This window comes from Paenibacillus sp. NPDC093718 (genome assembly GCF_050279985.1).
Lineage (GTDB): Bacteria > Bacillota > Bacilli > Paenibacillales > Paenibacillaceae > Paenibacillus_AQ.
In genome coordinates this window covers 413,225-435,090 of the sequence record NZ_JBNNUS010000001.1, presented here as the reverse complement: position 1 = coordinate 435,090, position 21,866 = coordinate 413,225, and the positions used below count along the sequence as shown (strand labels likewise).

General features: G+C 49.5%; 20 protein-coding genes. All 20 read left to right on the top strand.

Features of this window, described 5'->3' with window-relative positions:
- The first annotated feature begins 12 nt into the window (after positions 1–12).
- Positions 13–2,082: a chemotaxis protein CheW gene (locus ACQKPA_RS02085; protein ID WP_427488971.1), complete on the top strand. Its 2,070-nt coding sequence runs from the start codon at positions 13–15 to the stop codon at positions 2,080–2,082.
- A 50-nt stretch (positions 2,083–2,132) separates the two neighbouring features.
- A complete protein-coding gene (locus ACQKPA_RS02080; protein WP_071220099.1) occupies positions 2,133–2,594 on the top strand; it encodes a chemotaxis protein CheW in 462 nt (153 codons plus the stop codon).
- A gap of 36 nt (positions 2,595–2,630) precedes the next feature.
- Positions 2,631–3,224 (top strand): chemotaxis protein CheC, encoded by a 594-nt coding sequence (locus ACQKPA_RS02075; protein WP_253300548.1) that lies wholly within the window; start codon positions 2,631–2,633, stop codon positions 3,222–3,224.
- Positions 3,217–3,714, top strand: a complete 498-nt coding sequence (locus ACQKPA_RS02070) for a chemotaxis protein CheD (RefSeq protein WP_427488968.1) — start codon at positions 3,217–3,219, stop codon at positions 3,712–3,714. The genes ACQKPA_RS02075 and ACQKPA_RS02070 overlap by 8 nt, the downstream gene beginning before the upstream one ends.
- Before the next feature lie 3 nt (positions 3,715–3,717).
- Positions 3,718–4,119 (top strand): hypothetical protein, encoded by a 402-nt coding sequence (locus ACQKPA_RS02065; RefSeq protein WP_427488966.1) that lies wholly within the window; start codon positions 3,718–3,720, stop codon positions 4,117–4,119.
- A gap of 15 nt (positions 4,120–4,134) precedes the next feature.
- Positions 4,135–4,923 (top strand): FliA/WhiG family RNA polymerase sigma factor, encoded by a 789-nt coding sequence (locus tag ACQKPA_RS02060; protein ID WP_071220103.1) that lies wholly within the window; start codon positions 4,135–4,137, stop codon positions 4,921–4,923.
- 30 nt (positions 4,924–4,953) lie between these two features.
- Entirely contained in the window at positions 4,954–6,363 is a 1,410-nt protein-coding gene (locus ACQKPA_RS02055) for a DUF342 domain-containing protein (protein ID WP_427488964.1), read from the top strand.
- 58 nt (positions 6,364–6,421) lie between these two features.
- Positions 6,422–6,733 carry a hypothetical protein gene (locus ACQKPA_RS02050; RefSeq protein ID WP_427488962.1) on the top strand — a complete coding sequence of 104 codons (312 nt, stop codon included), beginning with the start codon at positions 6,422–6,424 and terminating at the stop codon, positions 6,731–6,733.
- Positions 6,734–6,758: 25 nt separating this feature from the next.
- Positions 6,759–7,304 carry a DUF6115 domain-containing protein gene (locus tag ACQKPA_RS02045; RefSeq protein WP_427488960.1) on the top strand — a complete coding sequence of 182 codons (546 nt, stop codon included), beginning with the start codon at positions 6,759–6,761 and terminating at the stop codon, positions 7,302–7,304.
- A complete protein-coding gene (locus ACQKPA_RS02040) occupies positions 7,301–7,900 on the top strand; it encodes an endolytic transglycosylase MltG (protein WP_427488958.1) in 600 nt (199 codons plus the stop codon). Before ACQKPA_RS02045 ends, ACQKPA_RS02040 begins: the two co-directional genes overlap by 4 nt.
- A 238-nt stretch (positions 7,901–8,138) precedes the next feature.
- Entirely contained in the window at positions 8,139–8,837 is a 699-nt protein-coding gene (gene rpsB / locus ACQKPA_RS02035; protein ID WP_071220108.1) for a 30S ribosomal protein S2, read from the top strand.
- Between the two features lie 237 nt (positions 8,838–9,074).
- Positions 9,075–9,725 carry a translation elongation factor Ts gene (tsf, locus tag ACQKPA_RS02030; protein ID WP_113058655.1) on the top strand — a complete coding sequence of 217 codons (651 nt, stop codon included), beginning with the start codon at positions 9,075–9,077 and terminating at the stop codon, positions 9,723–9,725.
- 294 nt (positions 9,726–10,019) lie between these two features.
- Positions 10,020–10,748 (top strand): UMP kinase, encoded by a 729-nt coding sequence (gene pyrH / locus ACQKPA_RS02025; protein WP_006211297.1) that lies wholly within the window; start codon positions 10,020–10,022, stop codon positions 10,746–10,748.
- A complete protein-coding gene (gene frr, locus ACQKPA_RS02020; RefSeq protein WP_006211296.1) occupies positions 10,748–11,302 on the top strand; it encodes a ribosome recycling factor in 555 nt (184 codons plus the stop codon). Before pyrH ends, frr begins: the two co-directional genes overlap by 1 nt.
- Before the next feature lie 73 nt (positions 11,303–11,375).
- Positions 11,376–12,143, top strand: coding sequence for an isoprenyl transferase (locus tag ACQKPA_RS02015; RefSeq protein ID WP_071220111.1), 768 nt, complete (start codon positions 11,376–11,378; stop codon positions 12,141–12,143).
- Between the two features lie 20 nt (positions 12,144–12,163).
- Positions 12,164–12,964 carry a phosphatidate cytidylyltransferase gene (locus tag ACQKPA_RS02010; protein ID WP_427488955.1) on the top strand — a complete coding sequence of 267 codons (801 nt, stop codon included), beginning with the start codon at positions 12,164–12,166 and terminating at the stop codon, positions 12,962–12,964.
- Positions 12,965–12,982: 18 nt separating this feature from the next.
- Positions 12,983–14,122, top strand: a complete 1,140-nt coding sequence (locus tag ACQKPA_RS02005) for a 1-deoxy-D-xylulose-5-phosphate reductoisomerase (protein ID WP_427488953.1) — start codon at positions 12,983–12,985, stop codon at positions 14,120–14,122.
- A 137-nt stretch (positions 14,123–14,259) separates the two neighbouring features.
- Positions 14,260–15,528, top strand: a complete 1,269-nt coding sequence (gene rseP / locus ACQKPA_RS02000) for an RIP metalloprotease RseP (RefSeq protein WP_427490229.1) — start codon at positions 14,260–14,262, stop codon at positions 15,526–15,528.
- Between the two features lie 222 nt (positions 15,529–15,750).
- Positions 15,751–17,208, top strand: a complete 1,458-nt coding sequence (gene proS / locus ACQKPA_RS01995; protein ID WP_427488951.1) for a proline--tRNA ligase — start codon at positions 15,751–15,753, stop codon at positions 17,206–17,208.
- A 245-nt stretch (positions 17,209–17,453) separates the two neighbouring features.
- Positions 17,454–21,770 carry a PolC-type DNA polymerase III gene (locus ACQKPA_RS01990; protein WP_427488949.1) on the top strand — a complete coding sequence of 1,439 codons (4,317 nt, stop codon included), beginning with the start codon at positions 17,454–17,456 and terminating at the stop codon, positions 21,768–21,770.
- Positions 21,771–21,866 lie beyond the last annotated feature (96 nt).

Sequence of the window (21,866 nt, the reverse complement as noted above, 5' to 3'; positions counted from 1 at the left end):
AGGTGTCTCTCAATGGACATGAATCAATATTTGACAATGTTTATTGATGAGTCAAATGATCATCTGCAATCATTAAATGAAAACATGCTTCAATTAGAAAGCAACCCGGACGATATCGGGATCGTACAGATTATTTTCCGATCGGCTCATACATTGAAGGGTATGGCAGCAACGATGGGATACGAAGATCTGGCTTCGCTTACCCACCAGATGGAAAACGTGCTGGATCTTGTCCGGAACGAAAAGTTAAAGATGCAGGATTTTATCTTTGACACGCTCTTCAAAAGCTTGGACGCTCTTGAATCGATGGTGCAGGATATCACCAACGGCGGAGACGGGAAAGCGGATGTTTCCTCTATCGTGGCATCCTTGCAGTCGATTGTGCGTGGAGAAGGGGCAACGCCTGCTGGGGAAGCTGCCGAAGGGGATAACTCTGTTACGGCCGTCCAGGGAATTGAATTGGATGAGTTTCAATTCTCCGTGCTTGATCAATCGATTTCGGAAGGACATAAGGTTTTATATATACAAGTGACATTGCGAGAGGATTGCCAACTCAAGGCGGTTCGTGCCTACATGGTATTCGAAACGCTGGAAAGATCCGGGGAAATCGTCAAGACGTATCCGGACGTTCAAGAGATTGAACAAGGTGAATTCGATCGCGTATTTTCGTTGTATTACATAACGCAAAGAGAAACGCAAGATATTGAAAGCCAGATTCTGGGCGTTTCGGAGATCGAGACAACCACGGTTGTGGCGCTTGATCATGAAACTTTGCAGCAAATGGTTCAGGAGAGCGCGGCTACAGCAGAAGCTGTCAAACCGCAAGGTTCAGAAGCATCCCCAGCAGCTGCAGCTTCACCGGAAGCCAACGGAACTTCAGCGCCTGTCAAAGAATCCAAGGCACCCGCCCGAAATGCTGGGGGAGGTAATCCTTCAAGAACGATCCGGGTTGATATCGAACGGCTCGATGTTCTAATGAATCTGTTCAGCGAGCTTCTGATTGACCGGGTACGCCTTGAGCAGCTGGCCAGCGAGTCCAAGAACCAGGAGCTGACGGACACGGTTGAGCACATGAGCCGCGTAAGCAGCGATTTGCAGAATATCGTCCTGAAACTGCGCATGGTGCCTGTGGATACGGTGTTCAACCGTTTTCCTAGGATGGTGCGGGACCTTGCCAAAACCTTGGACAAAAAAATTGATTTGATTATTACCGGAGCTGAAACGGAGCTGGATCGTACGGTTATTGATGAGATCGGTGATCCGCTGGTTCATTTGCTGCGAAACTCGGCAGATCATGGCATCGAACCTGTTGCCGACCGTATCGCTGCCGGCAAACCGGAGACCGGTACCGTGCATCTGCGTGCGTTCCACAGCGGCAACAATGTCTTCATTGAGATTGAGGATGATGGACGCGGTATCTACCGTGACAAAATTCTGAAGAACGCGCTGGCAAAAGGCGTTGTAACGGAGGCCGAAGCAGCGACCATGACCGATGACGAGGTCAATCAACTGCTATTCGCGCCGGGATTCAGCACCGCTGAGAAAATTTCGGATGTATCCGGCCGAGGCGTTGGGCTCGACGTTGTTAAATCCAAAATCGTTGCCCTGGGCGGTAACGTCACCATCTACTCGACGCCGGGAAAAGGCACGAACTTTTCCGTTCAGCTTCCATTAACGCTGTCTATCATAGCAGCTATGCTGATTCGGATGGGATCCGAAAAATACGCGATTCCGCTTTCCTCCATTGTTGAAACGGGCATCATCAAGCACGGGCAAATCAAACATGTTCACGGCAGCCGCATGATCCAGTTCCGTGAATCGCTGATACCGGTCATCTCGCTTAGCCGTTTGTTTGAAGTTCCAGATTTTGATGAAGAGCTGGAAGAAGAAACAGAGATCGTTGTGATCCGCAAGGGGGATCGTTTGGCGGCACTTACCATCGATGATTTTATCGGTCAGAGTGAAATCGTCATTAAAAATCTGGGTAAATATCTGCCTGCCATTCAGGGAGTATCCGGAGCAACCATCCTGGGGGATGGACAAGTCGCTCTTATCATCGACGCAAATGCATTTATCAAATAAAGCGTTGCTACTAAGCACGGCAGGCCAACATTTTGAAGGAGGACTTATTCATGGGAGAAGAAATCAAGGTTATTGTCTTTAAACTTGGCGAGGAAGAATACGGCATCGAGGTAGACAAGGTTCAAACCATTGAGCGAATGATGCCCATTACGCGTGTTCCGAAGACTTATGCTTTCGTAAAAGGTGTTATTAATCTTCGAGGCGTCGTCATTCCTGTAATCAATCTGCGCGGCCGTTTTGGATTGGACGAGGTGGAAGCAACCGATCAAACACGGGTAATCATCGTAGCGGTCAATGACATGCAGGTAGGCTTTATCGTGGATTCCGCAAGTGACGTCATCGATCTGAACACGGACAGCATTGACTCTCCACCTGAGGTGGTCGGCGGAATTAAAGCGAAATATCTTCGCGGTGTCGCGAAGGTAGGAGAGGAGCGCCTTCTCGTCATGCTGAATCTGTCCGAAGTGCTGAACAAGAGTGAGATTATTCAGCTGGAAGGCCTTGAGGAGTAGACAGTGGAGCTGTTTAAGCATGGCAAGGAAATCAAAATGGATGTTTTGAAGGAAGTAGGAAACATCGGAGCGGGCAATGCGGCAACCGCCCTCTCCCGCTTGCTTAACAAACCTATTGATATGGCTGTACCCAAAGTTCAACTCCTGCCTTTTGAGCAGATCGCCGAAAGTGTAGGGGGAAGCGAACAGCTCGTTCTTGCCGTATTTTTACGGGTGGAAGGCAGTGCGCCCGGCAATCTCTTCTTTATCATGAGTCCGGAAGCCGGGAAGAATTTGCTGCATAATTTAGCGGGCTTTGAAGTGTCGGATGAGGAGCAATTCTCCGAGATGGAGCAGTCCGCATTATGCGAGATCGGAAACATATTGTCAGGCTCGTACTTATCGTCGCTCGCTGATTTGACCAATCTGTCCATGACACCTACGGTGCCGGCCCTCGCGATGGATATGGCAGGTGCCATCTTAAGTTATGGACTGCTGCAGTTCGGAGAAATGGGAGACGATGCCCTCTTAATCAACACGACGTTCCTAGAAGGGCAGAACGAGGTGGAAGGCCAGTTCTTCCTGATACCTGATCCACAATCATTTGCTCAAATTTTCGAAGCTTTAGGAGTGCCTTTAGAGCATGATTGAAGAACAAAGCATAGTGAAAGTAGCCATGGCGGATCTGAACGTCGCAGGTCCAAACGGTATTTTGCGTACAACGGGACTCGGCTCGTGCGTCGGAATGACGTTGTATGATCCGGTGACGAAGATTGGTGGAATGGCGCATGTAATGCTTCCATCTTCAGCGATTGCCAGAGAAGGACAGCTAAACCTGGCCAAATACGCCGATACGGCTCTTCCGATCCTGTTAAATCAAATGAGGAATTTGGGTGCGTCTCCGGCACGTATGGTAGCCAAAATGGCCGGGGGAGCTCAAATGTTTGCTTTTGCCGGCTCGGGTGACACCATGCGCATTGGTCCGCGTAATGTAGAGTCTTGCAAGGCTGGGCTCGAGCAGATGGGGATTGCGCTAATTGCCGAGGATACCGGGGGAAATTATGGAAGAACCGTTGAGTTGGACTGTGCAACGGGTAAGTTTACAATACGAAGCGTACAAAAGGGCATAAAGGAATTGTAGCTAATGGGAAAACTCCGTTTTTATCTGATGACTGGAATTGCCGGTTTTGTGTTCACGTTTATATTCTCCATACGTAACAATCTGTGGATGACTAGCATGTATCGGGCTCTCCTTGCATGTGCGATTTGGTTTCTTCTGGCGTTCCTGCTGAATTGGATGTTTGCTGCCATTACGGGTCCGCGAGCCGCTGTTCAAGGGGACGCCGACACGCAGCGGGAGCAAGACCGAGGAACTGTTCTTGATTTATCCACGCCTGATGAGGATCGGGAATTGATGGATTTAATCCATTCCGAATCCAGCAGCAAAGAGAATGGAGACTTTGTACCGCTAAATCCTCCTAAGCTGGTTTCAACGAAAGAACCCGAAGAACTGGCCAAGGCCGTTCGTCACCTTACGGAAAAATAAGGAGGGTGAAGGCAATTGGACGAACGTAAAGCTTCTGTGCTAAACCATGCCGATTTGTGGAGCGCATGGAAGGAAGATGGAGACCATGAAGCGAAGAAGAAACTAATCGAATATCATTTGCACATCGTTGACTATGTTTCAAGCCGCTTGGCTATCGGTCTTCCGAAGAACGTTTCTAAGGGAGATTTGGCCAGCAATGGGGTAATGGGTCTGATTGACGCCATCGAAAAGTTTGATTACAAACGAGGGCTGCAGTTCGAAACCTATGCTTCTTGGCGTGTGCGTGGGGCTATTCTGGACTCGCTGCGCCAAGGGGACTGGGTGCCGCGTTCTGTCCGCGAGAAAGCGAAGAAGATTGAAACTGCATATCAGCAGTTGGAACAGAAGTATTTACGCAGCGTCAGTGATTCCGAGATGAGTGATTACCTTGACGTGACTGAGAAGGAGTTCCGGCACATGCTGCAGGAAGTAGCGGTCATGACATTGACATCTCTGGAGGATCCGATCCGCGAGGAGGAGTCTGAGACCCGAATGTCGCTCCTGGTTGATGAGAAGGCGAAAAATCCGGATCACAAGGTCCATGAATTTTATCTGCGAGAAGCCCTGATGAAGGGTATCGGTAAATTAACCCCGAAAGAGCGGACCGTAGTTTCCTTATTATATTATGAGGATTTATCACTCAGCGAAATTGCTGAGGTGATGTCGCTATCACCTTCACGAATATCTCAGCTTCATTCCAAAGCGATATTGAGACTTCGGGGCGCGCTCGATAAAGATCGGGATTTGCTGATGCAAAACGATTGACGCTTGCCATTTATGAAGGGGGTTCCTGGATTGTCTGTAGATTATGCATTGGATCAGTACTTTAGCGTTACGCTATCGGATGACAAGGTCGTCGCCTATATACAGTTCACCAAGTGGGAGAAGGATTTCTCTTGCTCTGTAGAAGCTCTTGAACAATTTCTGAGAAGTCACCAGGTACGATATGGACTTCAACATGATACGTTGCGGCGAATCGCAGATCATGCGGAGGAATATCAATATAGTAGAACGCCGATTGCCATGGGAACGGAACCTATGCACGGACAGAACGGCAGAATCGAATTTACCGTTAGTTTTGGGAATGAGACGAACCTGAAGCCGCTGGAGATCGAAGATGGCAAAGTGGATTATAAAGAAGTGATTCGTTTAAATAATGTAAAGAAGGGGCAGCTGCTGGCAACCCGAATTCCGCCAACAAAAGGAGTACCCGGAACTGCGGTGACCGGAGAGGAGATTCCGAGCAAACCGGGTAAGGAAGCTCATTTCAAGGTGGGGAAGAATGTCGTAGTTAACGCCGAGAAAACTGCAATGTACGCTGCCCTTGACGGACTCCTCACCAAAACCGAAAAAGGAAAAATCAATGTGTTTCCGGTATATGAGATTAACGGGGATGTTGATTACAGTATAGGTAATATCGATTTTGTCGGTACGGTGGTCATTCGCGGCAATGTGCTTACCGGATTCAGAATCAAGGCAGCAGGGGATATTCGAGTCACTGGCTTTGTGGAAGGAGCCGAGCTGGAGGCTGAAGGTTCGATCGATATATCCGGCGGAATCATCGGTTACAACAAGGGCTATGTAAAGGCGGGCCAGGATGTCAAAAGCTCGTTCATCCAGGATGGAAACGTCATAGCCGGCGCTAGCGTATTCGTCTCGCAGAGCATCATGCACTCCAATATCCGCGCGGTTCAGAATATCGAATGCAACGGCATGAAGGGCCTTGTGGTAGGCGGTATTTTGCAGGCGGGAGAAAAGGTGGTTGCCCGAACGATCGGAAACAGCATGTCGACGGCTACCGTAGTTGAAGTCGGCGTGCTGCCTGAGCTGCGGAATGAGCTGGCGGATCTTAGAGCCCAATTGAAGCAATCCTTAGAAAGTATGGATAAAACCGATAAAGCGCTTTATCTACTGAATCAGTTAGCTTCCTCGGGTCAATTGTCGCCAGACAAGCTAGCGCTGCGGATTAAGCTGAATGCGACCAAGAAATCCAACATGGCAGAACAAGCCGATATCAAGGACCGTATGCTGGAAATCGAGAAGATGCTGGAGGATACCGGCAAAGCAAGAGTGAATGTGGTAAAGACGATTTACGGCGGAGCCAAAATTGTCATAGGGCGGTATACCCGCTTTGTTAAGGATCCCACGCAGCGGGTTTCTTTTTACTATCATGAAGGGGATATCACCATGGTGCCGCTCTTGTAGGTCAAAACATACGTTTTAAATGCTTGTGGACATGATCCTATACCATGAGGTGATTCCATTGAGTTTGAAATCGGTTGAGATGCAAATTGCGGTCCCCAGAACTAATGAAGCGGGCAAGATGCATAATGAAACCCAGCAGCGACCGATGAATGATCAGACGCTGCTTGCGGGTGAATTAACGAAGAACAGCCGTGCGGAAGCCCAGCGAAGCACGGAAGTGAGTGAGACGGCGGAGGCAGCCGTGCGCGATGACGGTAGCCGGCAATCCTCTGGGCAGCAACAAGGCCGGGGAGCCGCAGAATCAAGCGAGACAGTGGAGCAGCCGGCAGAGCATCCCTATAAAGGCAAAAATTTCGATGTTTCGCTCTAGATAATTTATAGGCAAAAAGGAGTTAATGGATTTGAAACCATGGATATATATCGTGCTGCTTGGCATTGCCGCCGTGCTGTATGCTTTTATGCTGCCGAAACGCCGTGAAGAGACCGTGTCCAGCGAGCGGGTTGTAAAAGAAGTGGAGAACACGCTTGAAGGATACATGGCGGAAATCCAAAACGAGAACGAACAGCTGGTGGAACTGGTTAGTCAGATGAAAAAAGAACTGGATACCAAGCAGCAAGCACATCAAGAGCAGGTCAGTGATTTGCGGCACCGCATGCTGGCCATGGAGGAGAAGATGACCGAATCGCAAACGCGTCTTCGAACGGCGGAAGAGAAGCTGGCGCAAGCCGCTGCAGCCGCTTCTTTGTCTGCAGGAGCAGCTGCAGCGACTTCCGAAGCTGAACCTGCACCTCCTGTCCATTCCATCAAATCCAGATACGCGGAGCTGTTTGATCTATATGAACAAGGAAAGTCCATCGATATGATTGCCAAGACCACGGGTCTTCAGCGAGGCGAAGTTCAACTTATTATCCAGTTGGCCAAACAGGAGGAGTCCGTGTGATCAAGAACCGTACATTTATGATGGGCCTGGGGAGTGGTCTCGTGATCGGTGCAGTGCTGCTTCAGCTGATGTGGATCGGTCAAGGCACAACTGCATCACAGACGCAGGAATTAACGAAGGAGCAGCTGGTGGCTGCAGCGGAAGCTTTGGATATGCAGGTCGTCGAAGGTTCAGACGAGCTGTTGACGGCGGAGCAGTGGGAAGAGAAGAAGCTTGGTGAGGGCGGTGAGTCCGAAGGAGCCGATTCCGCACAGAAGACGGGAACGGAAAAGCCGGAAGCACCGGAGCAGCCGAAGAAGCCTGAGTCGAGCGAGGAGAAGAAACAGGAATCCCCTCGGGTGACAAATCCGGAGAAGCCGAAAACACCGGCCAAAGCGGAAGCACAGATTAAAGTAAACATTCCATCCGGAAACAATCTAAGCGATGTAGCAAACAGCCTTATGAATGCCGGCGTCATTGACAATAAACAGGCATTCATCACTAAAGCTACCGAGAATAAAATCAACACCAAGATCCTGAGCGGTACATACTCGTTTACGGCAGGCGAGAGCTACAATTCGATCATCACGAAAATCACGACAAAACCCTCCAACTAACACTTCGGTTGAGAGAGGTTTTTTTCTTTATAGGAACTCTTCAAGCTCCTGATTGGCCTGACCTGCTCAAGTACACAAAAGACATTGCAACCTGCCCATGGTTATGTTATAGTAATTGACGGTGTTAAAACACACGCCAGAGTGATTTCGTTGAGGGTGCTTCCAGGATTGGGAGTCTTAATGAAAAATGATCTCGGCGGAGGGACACACAAAAACCAAACTTAGGAGGTGCGTGAAGATGGCAGTAATTTCCATGAAACAGCTTTTGGAAGCTGGCGTTCACTTCGGTCACCAGACTCGTCGCTGGAACCCGAAAATGGATAAATTTATCTTCACTGAAAGAAACGGTATCTACATTATCGACCTGCAAAAAACGGTCAAGAAAGTTGAAGAAGCATTCAACTTCGTAAAAAGCGTAGCTGGAGAGAACGGTACAATCCTGTTCGTCGGCACGAAAAAACAAGCTCAAGATTCCGTGAAGGAAGAAGCAGAGCGTTGCGGTATGTACTACATCAACCAACGTTGGCTCGGCGGAACTTTGACTAACTTCGAAACGATCCAAAAGCGTATCAACCGCTTGAAGCAGCTCGAAACTTGGGAAGAGGACGGCACGTTCCAAGTATTGCCTAAGAAAGAGGTTATCCTTCTCCGCAAAGAGAAAGATCGTCTTGAAAAATTCTTGGGCGGTATCAAGAACATGAAGGGTCTTCCAAGCGCATTGTTCGTTATCGATCCTCGCAAAGAGCGCATCGCAGTAGCGGAAGCTCGCAAATTGGGTATCCCAATCGTTGGTATCGTTGATACGAACTGTGATCCGGATGAAATCGACTATGTAATTCCAGGTAACGATGACGCGATCCGCGCTGTCAAATTGTTGACTGGTAAAATGGCCGATGCCGTTGTTGAAGCTCACCAAGGCGAAGAAACAACTGCTTAATCGGGATTAAACGTATAAACTATGAATTAAATGAAAAGGGTGGTTGGTAGGTGTATAACCTCTCACTGCCCTTTTTTTAAGATGTTAGAACGGATAACGTGTAAAATCCGGATCCTGGCATCTCAGGGGAAGAACAACTACTTAATGCGGTCTGGAATCTTGGAGAGAGCAAAAGAATGGTGGTTTTCTTGAGGTCCTAACGCAAAACTTCATCATACCAATTTGGAGGGAATTCTAATGGCAGTAACAGCTAGTGCGGTAAAAGAACTTCGCGAAAGAACAGGCGCGGGCATGCTGGATTGCAAAAAAGCGCTGGATGAAACAAATGGTGATATCGACAAAGCGATCGCAGTACTTCGCGAAAAAGGTTTGTCTGCAGCAGCTAACAAAGCTGGCCGTGTTGCAACTGAAGGCGTTGTCGAGTCTTATATTCACGGCGGCGGACGGATCGGCGTTCTCGTGGAAATCAACTGTGAAACCGACTTCGTAGGTAAAACAGATCAATTTAAAGAGTTTGCTCGCGATATCGCTATGCATATTGCGGCTGCTAACCCAAAATATGTTCGTCGTGAAGAAGTGCCAACTGAAGAGCTTGAGAAAGAAAAAGAGATTTTGAAAAACCAAGCCCTGAACGAAGGCAAGCCTGAAAAAATCGTTGAAAAAATGGTTGAAGGCCGCATCAACAAATACTATGAAGAATATTGCTTGCTTGAGCAATCCTTCATCAAAGATCCCGACAAAACGATCAACACGCTGCTTAACGAAAAAATCAGCACGATCGGTGAGAACATCTCCATCCGTCGTTTTGCCCGTTTTGAACTCGGCGAAGGCTTGGAGAAAAAACAAGACAACTTCGTTGAAGAAGTTATGTCCCAGGTGAATAAATAATCCGTATGGGCTAATATAAGTTATAGAAAAGAGTGGAACACACCTGTGTTCCTTCTTTTTTAAGAGATATAAAGGCATAAGAGAGATAAGATTGTTATAAATTCGGAGTAAGACACCCTTATCTCACAAGAAAGAATGGACTTTAGTCATGAATAGACGACCAGAAGTTTCTACTTGAGACGGATGTTTTTACCCGATTTTTATAAACCGTCAAGCAGTGCCGGTGTGTCTGTCTGTCGTTTTTCAAACGGGCGTCGTATACTTAGGCGCCGTCTTAAAGTGGAGGGTTATCATTTGGAACAGCCAGTATATAAACGAGTGATATTGAAAGTCAGTGGGGAATCCCTTTCAGGGCAGAATGGATATGGTATTGATGCTGAGACGATCTCATCGATCGCTGAGCAGGTTCGCGAGGTTGTTGAGCTTGGAGTGGAGGTCGCCATCGTGTGCGGCGGCGGAAACATCTGGCGTGGTATTGCCGGCAGCGCGAACGGAATAGACCGTGCGACCGCAGATTATATGGGAATGCTGGCTACGGTGATGAACTCTTTGGCTCTTCAGGATGCTTTGGAGCAGATCGATGTGCCGACTCGGGTGCAAACCTCTATCTCAATGCAGCAAATTGCGGAGCCGTATATTCGCCGCAGAGCCATTCGGCATTTGGAAAAAGGTCGTGTCGTTATTTTTGCGGCAGGAACGGGTAACCCATACTTCTCCACCGATACGACTGCAGCGCTTCGCGCAGCGGAAATCGAAGCAGAAGTGATTCTCATGGCGAAGAACAAGGTGGACGGAGTGTACTCTGCTGATCCATTTAAGGATGAAACTGCCGAGAAGTACGAGCAGCTTACGTATCTAGATGTATTGAACAAAAACCTTGGGGTAATGGACTCTACAGCTTCATCGTTATGTATGGACAACAACATCCCGCTCATCGTCTTCGCTATTACGGAGCAAGGTAATATCAAGCGCGTCGTTCTGGGCGAGAAAATCGGAACGATCGTCAAAGGGAGTGTAGATTAATGCCGCAATCGGTGAAAAAGAATGCAGAAGAACGCATGGAAAAAGCGATCTTGTCTTTGAAGCGTGACCTGGCAACGCTGCGCGCAGGACGGGCAGCGCCGGCACTACTCGACCGGATCACGGTTGAATACTACGGAGCACCAACCCCGCTGAATCAGCTGGCTAACATCAGCACGCCGGATTCAAGAACGCTCATGATCCAGCCTTGGGACAAGTCGTCCTTGGCCGATATCGAGAAAGCGATCATGAAATCGGATATCGGATTGACGCCAGCGAATGATGGTAATCAAATTCGCCTCGTCGTACCTGCATTGACGGAAGAACGCAGAACCGAACTGGTGAAAATGACGAAGAAATTCGGCGAGGAAGCGAAAGTGGCCATCCGCAACATTCGCCGTGATGCCAACGACGACATCAAAAAATTGGAGAAAACAGATATTTCCGAGGACGAGTCCCGGAGACATCAGGAAGATATCCAAAAAGCGACGGATAAATTTATCGCAGAAGTCGACAAAGTCCTCGTTGCTAAAGAAAAAGAGATTATGGAAGTATAAGAGACTTGTGGCCCCTCCTGTCAATGGTGGGGTTTGTCTCTTTTTTTGCAGAAAGATGCCTGGAGGAAATGGAATGATCAAACGGGTTCGATCGTGGTTGAATCAGGAGGACAGTCAGCAGACGCATCAGCTCTCTCCGGACAACATCCCACATCATGTCGCCATCATCATGGATGGTAATGGACGCTGGGCGAAACGGCGCGGTATGCCGCGAATCGTTGGCCATCAAAATGGCATGAAGGCTGTCAAAAGAGCGGCCATTGCCGCCGATGATTTGGGAATCAAAATATTGACGATGTACGCTTTTTCGACAGAAAATTGGACGCGTCCGAAGGATGAGGTCGATTTTCTTATGAAGCTTCCGCAAGAGTTCCTAGCTATTGAGCTGGAAGAGCTGATCGAGAAAAATGTCCAGGTCCGCATGATGGGGCATCCGGAAGACCTTCCGTCCCATACCGTGTCTGCGATGGAAGAAGCAGTTGCGAAGACAGCCGGCAATGACGGACTTGTGCTTAACTTTGCGCTCAATTACGGAAGCCGGAAAGAGATTACCGAAAGTGTCAAGGCGCTCGGACGAGAAGTGCGCGACGGGATTCTTCGTCCTGAGGATATTACAGAGGAACTGATTGGCCAGCGGCTCCTCACAGGCGAATTGCCGGATCCGGATTTACTGATCCGCACAAGCGGCGAGCTGCGGCTAAGTAATTTTATGCTGTGGCAGCTCGCGTATAGTGAGCTATGGTTTACGGATGCCTATTGGCCGGAATTTACCAAAGACCATTTGGTGGAGGCCGTAGCCGATTATCAACAAAGAACAAGGCGCTACGGTGGACTTTCGTAGCCGATGGAGGATGGAACGTTTTGAAACAGCGATTGATTACCGGAATTATAGCGGGAGCGGTCTTTTTAGGATTATGTTTCATAGGCGGTCTGTGGTACCATCTTCTTATTCTGGCGATGGCGCTAATCGGTTATTATGAGTTTGTGCGCATGACCAATACGGCACCGTTCGGGGAAACGGCGTGGATTGGATATGCGGGGGTGCTGCTGCTTGTATTTCCATGGGGTCCGCTTGATTTGAATATTCAGATCCCGTGGGAACATGTACTTTGGCTCCTGCTGCTTTTATTTTTACTGGCGACCGTGACGACGAAGAATGTAATTGATATCAAACGGGTTTCTTTATTGTTTTTGGCATCAGCGTATATCGGAATCGGATTTTCCTTTATTGCCGAATCACGACATGCTCCTGACGGCCATGGCGTATTCTGGACTTTTCTGCTTCTGGCCTCGATCTGGGCAAGTGATGCGGGAGCGTATTTTGTCGGACGCGCCATGGGGCGCCATAAACTGTGGCCTTCCATTAGTCCGAACAAAACGGTTGAGGGTGCGCTCGGCGGTGTGGTCATCGCCGTGTTCACATCTCTGCTCTTTTCATTCTTCTCAGATGGATTCCTGACGGCTGGACAAGCGATTCTGATCGGACTTTCATGCGCTGTTATCGGTCAACTCGGGGATTTGGTGCAATCCGCCTATAAACGGGTGTATGACATCAAGGATTCGGGCAAACTGCTGCCGGGCCATGGAGGGATACTGGATCGATGTGACAGTTGGATCGTCGTATTTCCGTTTGTACATATATTGAGTCTCCTGCCTTACTGATGAAAGGAAAGATGTTGCATGAAGAAGATCAGCGTACTCGGCTCCACCGGCTCCATAGGTACCCAGACTTTGGATGTTGTGAGGAAACACCGGGAACATTTTCAGATTGAGGGCCTTGCTGCAGGGAGTAATAAGGAAGTGCTGCTTCAGCAGGTCAAGGAGTTTTCTCCGCGCAAAGTGTCCGTTGCCACGAAAGAGCTTGCTGACAGCATAAGGCATGAGCTTCCTGCCGGAACCGAAGTGTTCCATGGTCATGAAGGCTTGATCGAGATTGCGGCAGCGACAGATGCGGAAATGGTGGTTACAGCGGTCGTTGGAAGTTTGGGGCTGTCCTCTACGCTTGCAGCGATTGATGAGGGGAAGACCATTGGGCTCGCCAATAAGGAGACGTTAGTAACGGCAGGTCATCTGGTTACGGCCCGAGCGACTGCCAAAGGGGTAAAACTCTTGCCGATCGATAGCGAGCATTCCGCCATATTCCAATGCCTGAACGGAGAGCGGCATGAGGATATTGAACGGATCACGCTGACGGCTTCCGGAGGCTCATTCCGGGATTACACTCGGGAACAGCTGGTCAACGTTACGGTGGAGGATGCGCTTAAACATCCAAACTGGTCCATGGGTGCCAAAATCACGATTGATTCGGCCACCATGGTCAATAAAGGGCTTGAGGTGATCGAGGCCCATTGGTTGTATGGTATTCCTTACGACAACATTTCTGTGCTGCTTCACCCGGAAAGCATCATTCACTCTTTTGTGGAATTCCGTGATTCGAGCATCATTGCCCAGCTCGGCAACCCGGATATGCGGGTTCCGATTCAATATGCGCTGACCTATCCGGAACGGTGGTCTTCGCCTGCACCAAGGCTATCTTTGGCGGAAGCGGGCAAGCTGCATTTCCGGGAGATGGACCTGGAGCGTTTTCCTTGTTTAAGGCTTGCTTATGAATGTGGTAAAATGGGTGGGACAGCGCCAACGGTATTCAACGCAGCTAATGAAGTTGCGGTCGCCCGGTTTCTTCGCGGCGAAATCTCTTTTCTGCGAATTGAAGAGATCATTGAGGAAGTGCTGCAAAGCCATCATGTTGCGCCGGAACCGGCACTGGAAACGATTGAAGAGAGCGATCGGATCTCACGTGAATTAGCTTCCCGACTATAGGATTTGAAGTGTTTTTGAAATCTCCCTTGAAAAAAAGCGGACAGCTTGTGATTCTCTTGTGGACGACAGGAGAATAATGATAATCTATAGGGACATACTGCGTTCTCAGAGGAAAAGGGGGATGTAAAGAATTGGAAATGGTTCGGGTCGTTTTTTTAACGGTACTCATGTTTTTTGTGATCGTTACCGTGCACGAATGGGGTCACTATTATTTTGCCCGGCGTGCCGGAATCTTGGTACGCGAGTTCGCGATTGGATTTGGTCCAAAGCTGTTCTCATATAAACGCCATGAAACACAGTTTACGCTTCGTCTTCTTCCATTCGGCGGATATGCCCGTATGGCCGGGGAAGATCCGGAACTTGTCGAGATTCAGCCTGGTCAGACGATTGCGGTTCGATTGAATGCAGAGAATCAAGTGAAAAAGATTTATCTGGATCAACTCGACAACCGTAAAAATGTCATTCGCGGCGAAGTCCAGTTTATGGATATGGTGGATCGTTTGTCGGTTAGGCTTGATGTGGATGGTGAATTCCAGCAATTTGAAATCCATCCGCAAGCCTTGACGGTAGCCAAAGGTGTCGAGACGCAGATCGCACCGAGAGACCGCCAATTCGGCAGCAAAACCGTCGGCCAACGAGCGCTTGCGATTTTTGCCGGTCCTGTCATGAACTTCATTCTGGCCTTCGTGCTGTTTGCCCTTCACATTCAAATGGCCGGCATTCCGGTTGAGAACCCAACCTATGTGCAGATTGGCGAAATTACCAAAGGCATGCCTGCAGATGAAGCCGATCTGAAAGAGGGAGACATCATCGAGAGCATTAACGGAACCGCCATTGGTGCCGATTATCAAAAGATGATCGAATTGATTGCGGCTTCCAAGGACAAGCCGATGGAATGGACTGTGCGCCGGGGCGAGGAATCCTTTGATCTGACCTTAACTCCGCGGACGATGGAGGGACAGGAAGGCGGCAAGGTCGGGATTGTTCCAAAGCTTCCTACCCGATCCGCAGGAATTGGGGAGACAATTACCGGGTCCGGGACCGCAATGGTAGATACAACGAATATTATCTTCCAGGGCTTCAGACAGTTGATTCAGAAGTTCTCCATGGATGATCTTGGCGGTCCTGTACGGACGTTCGAAGTGACGGGGCAAATCGCCAAGCAGGGTATCGAACAGCTCACTTATTGGGCAGCCATTCTAAGCCTGTACCTGGGCATATTCAATCTGCTGCCGATTCCGGCACTCGATGGAAGCCGGCTCGTATTCTTAGGGATCGAAGCTTTAAGGGGCAAGCCAGTTGACCCGAACAGAGAAGGCATGGTTCATTTTATCGGGTTTGCGATGCTGTTCCTGCTAATGATAGCCGTCACCTATAACGATATTTTGCGTTTGATCAACGGATAAAAACCTAAGGTACGGCTCGGTGCGCCAGCCGCAACGGAAGCCGTACCTTTTCTATTGTTAGCAGATTTTCATGTTTAACGATATCTAGCAAATGGAGTTACTATAAATACAGGGCGGGCTATATAGCTGCAGCTCGTTCACACATATCGCCAACAACGCCAGTCAAGCCGTTTAATCAGGGTTTAGACCACGCGTTTTACTAATGGGAGGCACACGATTTATATGTCTAAGGAATCGAAGGATAAACAATTCGTGACGGAGATTACGCCGCAAGCGGAAGATTTCTCGCGCTGGTATATCGATGTCATCAAAAAAGCGGACCTGATGGATTATTCTCCAGTCAGAGGCTGCATCGTCTTCAAACCGGACGGTTATGAAATCTGGGAGCATATCCAGGAAGAGTTGGATCGACGCTTTAAGGCAACGGGCCATCGGAATGCGTATTTCCCGCTGTTCATTCCCGAGAGCTTTTTCCAAAAGGAGAAGGAGCATGTCGAAGGATTTAATCCCGAGCTGCCATGGGTCACGGAAGCAGCTGGAGAGAAGCTGGAGGAACGTCTGGCGATCCGTCCGACTTCCGAAACGATGTTCGGGCACATGTATTCCAAATGGATTCAATCCTATCGTGATCTCCCTGTGCTGATTAACCAGTGGGCTAACGTGGTGCGCTGGGAAAAACGCACGCTGCCGTTCCTTCGCACAAGTGAGTTTCTATGGCAAGAAGGCCATACCGCTCACGAAACGGAAGTTGAGGCCAGAGGGGAAACCATGCAAATGCTGGATATCTATCAGCAATTCGTAGAGGACTACCTCGCGATTCCGGTAATTAAAGGGCAGAAGACACCTTCGGAGAAATTCGCTGGCGCCGTGGATACGTTCTCGATCGAAGCGATGATGAAAGACGGACGAGCTGTACAGGCCGGTACTTCGCATTATATGGGGACCAACTTCTCGCAAGCTTTTGACATCCAATATTTGAATCGTGAAAATACGCTGGAATACGCGCATACGACATCCTGGGGCGTCAGCACACGTCTCATCGGTTCCTTGATTATGGTCCATGGGGATGACCGCGGATTGGTGCTTCCTCCTAAAGTCGCGCCAACGCAAGTGATCATGATTCCAATTGGTCCGCCGAAGACGAGAGACGCGGTTGTGGGCCGTACCGACGAACTGTTCCGTGAACTGAAAGCCGCAGGCATCCGCGTACGCGTTGATGACAATCCGGATGTGCGTCCAGGCTGGAAATTCAATGAGTATGAAATGCGCGGAGTGCCGGTGCGACTGGAGATCGGACCGCGTGACATGGAAAATGGTGTGTGCGTGCTTGTCTCCCGCATTACAGGCGAGAAGAAAATCGTAGAGCAAGCTAATCTGACCCAGGAAGTACAGAATATGCTGGAGCAGGTGCACCATGAAATGTTCGAGCGCGCGAAGCAGTTCCGTGAGGATCATTTCTATTCGGTGGAGACACTGGATGAAATGAAGGACAGCATGGAGGAAAAACGCGGGTTTACCTTGGCTGGATGGTGCGGTTCGGAAGCTTGCGAAGATACCGTCAAGCAAGAAACCGGTGCTACGAGCAGAAACATTCCGTTCGAACCGGCCGAGAAGAAAACCAAGTGTCTCGTATGCGGTGAAGATGCGAAACATACCGTGCTGTTCGCGAGAGCGTACTAGTAAATCGATAATATGAATTCCCGTAAGTTTGGGTGAGGGAGGAGTCCTTCGTCCAGAACCGGGATTCATCATCTGGAGTAAGCTTCCGGATGGCAGTATGGCGGACGCTCTTACTTTTTGGGGCAGGACGAATGGGTGCTGCCGGCGGAAGCTTTATTCTATTTTTTACATCCGCTTAACGCAATCTGATTCTGTGGATGTAGAAGTTTTTCTTATAGCTTTATGTAATGCAGGGGGAGGGAACCATGGGCACAACAGAAGATAAAAGGAAGCGATTTGAACTGCTGATCAAGCAGGGAGAAGTTCCGGCCAATCTGGTGGAACCCTATTTTTTGGATGGTGTGATCGAGCAGGTAGAGACAAGCAAGGCCAGCAAGGACTGGAGAATAACCGTCCTGAAGGAGACCTTGGTTCCAGCTGAGGTCTATCGCACATTTTGTCTGAGAATTCAGGAGAAGATGGGTCATATCGCGAAGATCAAATTTGTGTTCCGATATGGAGGCAACGTTCCCGAAGCAGATATCGTGCAAGAATACTGGGGTTTGTTTCTAGAATGGGCACATCGGGAGATCCCTTCGGTTAACGGATGGATGACAAGGGCTAAATACGAGGTGGAAGATGGGCAAGTCCTACTCTCCATGTCGGATGGCATGTCGCTGGAGCTTGCCCGCAAGAAACAGATCGATTCCGCCATTACCCGCTTTTTCGGGCAATATTTCGATCTGACGCTGCGCGTGAAAATGCAGGTCGGCGATAATGGTCAGGCGGCATACGAGGAGTTCGAGCAGAGGAAGCGAGAAGAAGAACGCGAGGTCATCGAGCAGATCATGAGCAGCATGGAAGCTGAGCTGGATGCCGAGGATGAGGAAGAGGGCGCGGTTCGGCTGCAGGTTGGGTATGATATCAAGGAACAACCGGTTCCGCTTCAGGAGATCCAAGACGAAGAGAAGAAAATTACGATTCAGGGAACCATCTTCGGATTGGATCGTAAGGAGCTTCGCAACGGAAGTACATTATTTACATTCTATCTGACGGATTTCAGCGATTCCTTGCAAATGAAAATGTTTGGTAAGACGAAGGATGACTTGAAGGTCCTGAGCCTGCTTGAAAACGGCAAATGGGTGAAGGCACGCGGGCGCGTGGAATATGACCGGTTTATGCAGGTGCCGGAGCTGGTGATGATTCCGTCCGACCTCAATGAAGTGCCGTCACCGCCATCTCGTAAGGATAATGCAGCCGAGAAACGGGTAGAATTCCACCTGCATACAACGATGAGCACGATGGACGCAGTCACGCCGATCGACCGATACATCAAGACCGCGGCTGCCTGGGGACATAAAGCGATTGCCGTTAGTGATCATGGCGGGGTGCAATGTTACCCTGATGCAGCCAAGAACGCAAAGAAACACGGGATTAAAATGATGTACGGCGTCGAGGCCAACGTTGTGAATGATGCCGTCAACATCGTCGAACAGGCACAGCCGATTGAACTGAGCAGTGCGACTTACGTGGTATTCGATATTGAAACCACAGGTTTGTCCATCACCGCGAACAAGATTATCGAGCTGGCAGCAGTTAAAATGAACGAGGGCAAGGAAATTGGCCGATACGCCACTTTTGTTAACCCGCATGAGCGCATTCCGTACCATATCCAGCAATTGACCAATATCAATGATGATATGGTTAAGGATGCTCCGGAACTGGAGCCGGTACTGAAAGAGTTTGTTGAATTCGTCGGGGATGCCGTGCTTGTGGCTCACAACGCTCGATTTGACATGGGATTCATTCAGGCAGCACTTAAGAATGCCGGGATGGATACGCTCGACAATCCCTACCTGGATACGCTGGAGCTTGCACGTCTGGTGCATCCGGGACTTAAGAATCATCGTCTTAACACATTGGCTGACAAGTATAAGGTACTGCTCGAAAGCCATCACCGAGCGATTGACGATACGATTGCGCTGGCTGGAATCCTGAACGGGCTCCTTAGCGATGTGGACAAAACCAAAGGTGTCAAGATGCTGGACCGCCTCAATGATTACGTCGGTACGGATCTGTCCAATACCCGTCCGTTCCACTGCGGTATTTATGCTTTGAATATGACGGGCAAGAAAAACCTGTACAAGCTGATCTCCATGTCGCATACCGAATATTTCAAGCGAGTGCCGTGTATTCCTAAATCCAAGCTTCAAGAGATGCGAGATGGGTTGCTGGTGCTTTCCGGCTGCGAAAAAGGGGAGTTCTTCGAGACGGTGCTGAACAAAACGGAGGAGGAAGCCGAAGAGATTGCGGACTTCTACGATGTTTTGGAGATTCAGCCGTTGACGATGTATATGCATTTGGTGGACAAGGGCTTGGTAGGCAGTCCCGAAGAGATCAAAACCGCAATTGCCAAAGTCGTGCGCATCGGCGAAAAGCTGAACAAGCCGGTCATCGCCACAGGAAACGTGCACTATCTTGAACCACGGGATAAGCTGTTCCGGGACATTACCATCCATGGGATTACCGGTTTCAGCCCGCTCAAGGATATGCGCAAGCCTGACGCGCATTTTCGGACTACGGAAGAGATGCTCGAAGAGTTCGAGTTTTTGGGACAGAACAAATGTTATGAAGTTGTTGTAACGAACACTAGCGAGCTGGCCGACCGCTTTGAAGAGTTGGAATTGTTCCCGGATAAGCTGTTTACGCCGATTCTGGATGGCGCGGATGAAGAAATCCGCAACACCTGCTACGACACGGCCAAGTCCATTTATGGCGAGAACTTGCCGGAAGTCGTAGTGGCCCGGTTGGAGAAAGAGCTTGAGCCGATCATTAAATACGGTTTCTCAGCGAACTATTTGATTTCCGAGAAACTGGTTAAGAAATCGAACCGGGACGGTTATTTGGTTGGTTCACGGGGTTCCGTAGGCTCATCCGTCGTTGCCACATTCCTCGGCATATCCGAGGTTAACCCGCTTCCCGCCCACTACATTTGCTTGAACAGCGACTGCAAGCACAGCGAATGGTTCCTGGACGGCAGCGTGCCGAGTGGATTTGACTTGCCGGATAAGGCTTGTCCGGAATGCGGAAACATGATGAAAGGCGAGGGACAGGATATACCATTCGAAACCTTCCTGGGTTTTAAAGGGGATAAGGTTCCCGATATTGACTTGAACTTCTCCGGTGAATATCAGCCGCATGCCCATAATTTCACTAAAGAGATGTTTGGCGAGGAGAACGTATTCCGTGCCGGTACCATCGGCACCGTGGCAGAGAAGACGGCGTTTGGCTTTGCCAAAAAATATGAGGAACACAACAACAAGCGCTGGCGGGGCGCAGAATTGAACCGGCTGGCATCAGGCTGTACCGGCGTCAAGCGGAGCACAGGCCAGCATCCCGGCGGTATTGTCGTTGTGCCGGATTACATCGAAGTGGAAGAAATTACGCCGGTGCAATTCCCCGCGGACGATGTTAACGCAGAGTGGAAAACGACGCATTTTGATTATCACGCCTTTGAAGCGAATCTGCTCAAGCTGGATATTCTCGGGCATGATGATCCGACGATGATGAGAATGCTCCAAGACTTGACCGGCGTGGATCCAACGACCATTCCGATGAACGATCCGAAAGTGATGAGCATGTTTAACTCAACGGAAGCGCTGGGCGTCAAGCCGGAGCAAATACGCTCGCCGGTGGCCACCTTCGGCGTGCCGGAGATGGGCACCAAATTCGTACGCCAGATGCTGGTGGAATCGCAGCCGTCGAGTTTTGCCGACTTGTTGCAAATCTCGGGTCTGTCACACGGAACCGGCGTTTGGCTTGGCAACGCGCAAGAGCTCATCAAGAATGGGACATGCAACATCAAAACCGTTATTGGTTGCCGTGATGATATCATGTTGTTTCTGATTTATAAGGCTGGCATGGACGCGAGCCTCGCGTTTAAGATTACGGAAAGCGTACGTAAAGGCCGGGGATTGTCACAGGAATGGATTGACGAGATGAAGAAATGCAAAGTGCCGCAGTGGTACATTGATTCTTGTCTCAAAATCCAGTACATGTTCCCGAAAGCCCACGCCGCCGCGTATGTTATCTCAGCGGTGCGGACGGCTTACTTCAAGCTGTATTATCCGATCGAATATTATGCAACGTACTTCTCGGTGCGTGCTGAGGATTTCGATATCGAATTATGCTGTCAGGGTTATGAGGCGATTTATCGCCGGATTGAAGAGATCGAGCAGCTGGGCTTCGGAGCAAGCCCGAAAGAAAAAGGAATGCTGCCGATTCTGGAGATGGCGCTGGAGATGACGGCGAGGGGCTTCAAGTTCAAGAACATCGATCTGTATGAATCGGATGCGCTCCGATTCAAGGTGGATGGAGACTCGCTCATTCCGCCGTTCTCTGCGCTTGCGGGAATCGGCGATAACGCCGCCCGCAACATTGCCGCCGCGCGTGAATATGGAGAATTCCTCTCCATCGAGGATTTCCAGCAAAAATCGAAGGCGAGCAAAACCGCCGTGGAGCTGTTGACCCAAATGGGATGCTTCCGCGGTCTGCCGGAGAGCAACCAGTTGTCATTGTTCTGATTCTTGTCATTCTTTCATGGCCGTGACGCCTTGACAGTCAAGGAGTCATACTTGTCACTATTACCAGACTATGTTATAATTTTTTTGGTAATCATG

Coding starts and splice junctions, on each gene's coding strand:
- ACQKPA_RS02085 (WP_427488971.1), top strand. CDS start 13: ATGGACATGAATCAATATTTGACAATGTTTATTGATGAGTCAAATGAT.
- ACQKPA_RS02080 (WP_071220099.1), top strand. CDS start 2,133: ATGGGAGAAGAAATCAAGGTTATTGTCTTTAAACTTGGCGAGGAAGAA.
- ACQKPA_RS02075 (WP_253300548.1), top strand. CDS start 2,631: ATGGATGTTTTGAAGGAAGTAGGAAACATCGGAGCGGGCAATGCGGCA.
- ACQKPA_RS02070 (WP_427488968.1), top strand. CDS start 3,217: ATGATTGAAGAACAAAGCATAGTGAAAGTAGCCATGGCGGATCTGAAC.
- ACQKPA_RS02065 (WP_427488966.1), top strand. CDS start 3,718: ATGGGAAAACTCCGTTTTTATCTGATGACTGGAATTGCCGGTTTTGTG.
- ACQKPA_RS02045 (WP_427488960.1), top strand. CDS start 6,759: ATGGATTTGAAACCATGGATATATATCGTGCTGCTTGGCATTGCCGCC.
- rpsB (WP_071220108.1), top strand. CDS start 8,139: ATGGCAGTAATTTCCATGAAACAGCTTTTGGAAGCTGGCGTTCACTTC.
- tsf (WP_113058655.1), top strand. CDS start 9,075: ATGGCAGTAACAGCTAGTGCGGTAAAAGAACTTCGCGAAAGAACAGGC.
- frr (WP_006211296.1), top strand. CDS start 10,748: ATGCCGCAATCGGTGAAAAAGAATGCAGAAGAACGCATGGAAAAAGCG.
- ACQKPA_RS02015 (WP_071220111.1), top strand. CDS start 11,376: ATGATCAAACGGGTTCGATCGTGGTTGAATCAGGAGGACAGTCAGCAG.
- ACQKPA_RS02005 (WP_427488953.1), top strand. CDS start 12,983: ATGAAGAAGATCAGCGTACTCGGCTCCACCGGCTCCATAGGTACCCAG.
- rseP (WP_427490229.1), top strand. CDS start 14,260: ATGGTTCGGGTCGTTTTTTTAACGGTACTCATGTTTTTTGTGATCGTT.
- proS (WP_427488951.1), top strand. CDS start 15,751: ATGTCTAAGGAATCGAAGGATAAACAATTCGTGACGGAGATTACGCCG.
- ACQKPA_RS01990 (WP_427488949.1), top strand. CDS start 17,454: ATGGGCACAACAGAAGATAAAAGGAAGCGATTTGAACTGCTGATCAAG.